General features: G+C 72.7%; 2 protein-coding genes. Both read left to right on the forward strand.

Going from position 1 to position 2,452, the window contains the following annotated elements; all coding sequences use genetic code 11:
• Window positions 1-1,646, forward strand: a 1,646-nt coding sequence (locus tag AB0M20_RS38210) for a transglycosylase domain-containing protein (protein WP_364305764.1), incomplete at its 5' end; no start/stop codon positions are given.
• A partial coding sequence (locus AB0M20_RS38215; RefSeq protein ID WP_364305766.1) for a class I SAM-dependent methyltransferase occupies window positions 1,639-2,452 on the forward strand: 814 nt, incomplete at its 3' end. The genes AB0M20_RS38210 and AB0M20_RS38215, both read left to right, overlap by 8 nt.

A 2,452-nucleotide genomic window follows, 5' to 3' on the forward strand; every position in this document is an offset into this window, starting at 1 on the left:
GGGGTGAGCTTCGGGTCGTTCTTGAGCGCGTTGCGGATCAGCTCACCCCGGCCCAGCGCGCCGAGGCCACCGTCGACACCCCGGCGCGCAAGCTCCGCGAGGCCGAGTACGCGGTCCAGCTCGAGCAGCGCCTCAGCAAGCAGCAGATCCTGCAGAACTACCTCAACATCGCCTACTTCGGCGGCGGCGCCTACGGCATCGACGCGGCCGCCCGGCGTATCTTCGGCGTCTCGGCCGCCCGGCTCGACCTGGCACAGGCGGCGCTGATCGCGGGTCTCGTCCAAGCGCCGGACATCGACAACCCGATCAGCGGCGACCGAGCTCGCGCACGTACCCGGCAGACCTATGTCCTCGACGCGATGGCCCGGGCCGGCATGATCACCCCGGCCCAACGCTCGGCGGCGGCCGCCGAGAAGCTGACCTATGAGGGGACGGCCGCGGCGACGGGGTGCAGCGGCACCTACGGCTTCTTCTGCGACTACGTGAAGCGCTGGTGGGAGGCGCAGCCGGCGTTCGGCGCGACGGTCGCCGAGCGGACCGAGGCGCTGCGCACCGGCGGATACACGATCGTCACCTCACTCGGCCCCGCGGTGCAGAAGGCGGCGCAGGCGCAGGCCCGGTCGGTCTATTCGATGCGGAGCAGCAGGGCGCTGCCGATCGCCGTGGTCCGGCCGGGCAGCGGCAAGGTGCTCGCGCTCGCGGTCAACCGCAAGTACGGCACCGGCTCCGGCGCGACCGTGAACCCGTTGATCTCCGGCGGCGGCAGCGTGCTCGGCTACCCGTCCGGCTCGACCTTCAAGCTGTTCACGATGCTCGCCGCGCTGCGGTCCGGCGAGCCGCTGGATACCGGCTTCGACGCGCCCGCGAAGCTGGTCACCCGGTGGCCGGACACCGGCGAGGGCAACTGCGGCGGACGGTACTGCCCGGGTAACGACAATCCCGCCTGGATGGACGGCCACCGGACGATGTGGACCGCGTTCGGCCGGTCGGTCAACACCTACTTCGTGCACCTGGAGGAGCAGGTCGGGCCGACCGCGGCGGTGGCGCAGGCGAAGAACCTGGGCATCGGCTTCGCCGCGCCGGCCGATGCGCGGATGGCGGCGGACGGCGCCGGCTCGTGGGGCTCGTTCACCCTCGGGGTGGTGCAGACCACGCCGCTCGAGCTGGCCTCCGCGTACGCGACGCTGGCCGCCGACGGGGTCTACTGCGCGCCCACCCCGGTGCAGTCGATCAGGGACCGCACCGGCGCGGCGGTGCCGCTACCGGACGGCTGCCGGCAGGCGCTGCCCGCGGACGTCGCGCGGGCGGCGGTGGACGCGGCGCGGTGCCCGGTGGGACAGCAGAGCGCGTTCTCGGAGTGCGACGGCGGGACCGCGCAGCAGGTCGACGGGATCCTCGGCGGGCGGCCGGTGGCCGGCAAGACGGGCAGCACCGAGAACAACGCGACGGAGACGTTCGTCGGCTTCACGAAGGAGGTGGCGGCCGCGGGCATCGCGAACGACCCGGCGGACCCGTCCGACCACGTCGGCAGCGCGGTGGAGTCGCGGGTCGTGACCGCGGTCGCGAAGACGCTGGCGGCGGCCGGGGACGGCGGGTATTCCGATTTCGCACCGCCGAGCACCGCGATAGCGTTCGGGCGTGGTTGACGGCTGGCAGTGGGATCCGACCCTGTTCCGGGGCAGCGCCGCCTTTTACGAGCGTGGCCGGCTGCCGTACGCGCCCGGATTCGCCGACGTCCTCGCCGACGTGCTCGGGCTGGACGGCCGCGGCCGGCTCCTCGACGTCGGATGCGGCCCAGGACTGCTGACGCGGTCCCTGGCGCCGTTGTTCACCGAAGCGGTCGGGGTCGATCCCGACGCCGGCATGCTGGCCGAGGCCGCCCGTCTCGGGATCGCCAACGCGCGGTGGGTCGCCGCCCGCGCGGAGGAGCTGCCGATGGGTCTGGGTGAGTTACGGGTGGTGACCTTCGGCAACTCCTTCCATTGGACCGACCGCGACCGGGTCGCCGCGACGGTGTTCGGGATGCTGGAGCCGGGTGGCGCGTTCGTCAACGTCAGCGACCACAAGGACAGGCCGCCCGAGCCGGGGCCGCTGCCACCCTATGAACGGATCGACGACCTCGTGCGGAGCTATCTGGGCCCGGTGCAAAGAGCCGGGCAGGGCGTGATCCGCAACGGCACACCGGACCGCGAGGAGCTGGTGCTGGCGCGGGCCGGCTTCGTGGACTTCCAGCGGCACATCGTGCCGGCCGGGCCGGTGATCACCCGCACCTCGGACGACATCGTCGCCTTCGTCTTCTCACTGTCCCGGTCGGCGCCGCACCTGTTCGGCGACCGGCTGGGCGACTTCGAGCGGGACCTGCGCTCGTTGCTCGCCGACGCCGGCGGCGAGTTCGCCGAGCGGGTGCCCGCTACCGAGATGATGACCTGGCGCAAGCCTCAGCAGCTCCGTT

Source organism: Actinoplanes sp. NPDC051633, from assembly GCF_040681735.1.
Taxonomy (GTDB): Bacteria; Actinomycetota; Actinomycetes; order Mycobacteriales; family Micromonosporaceae; genus Actinoplanes.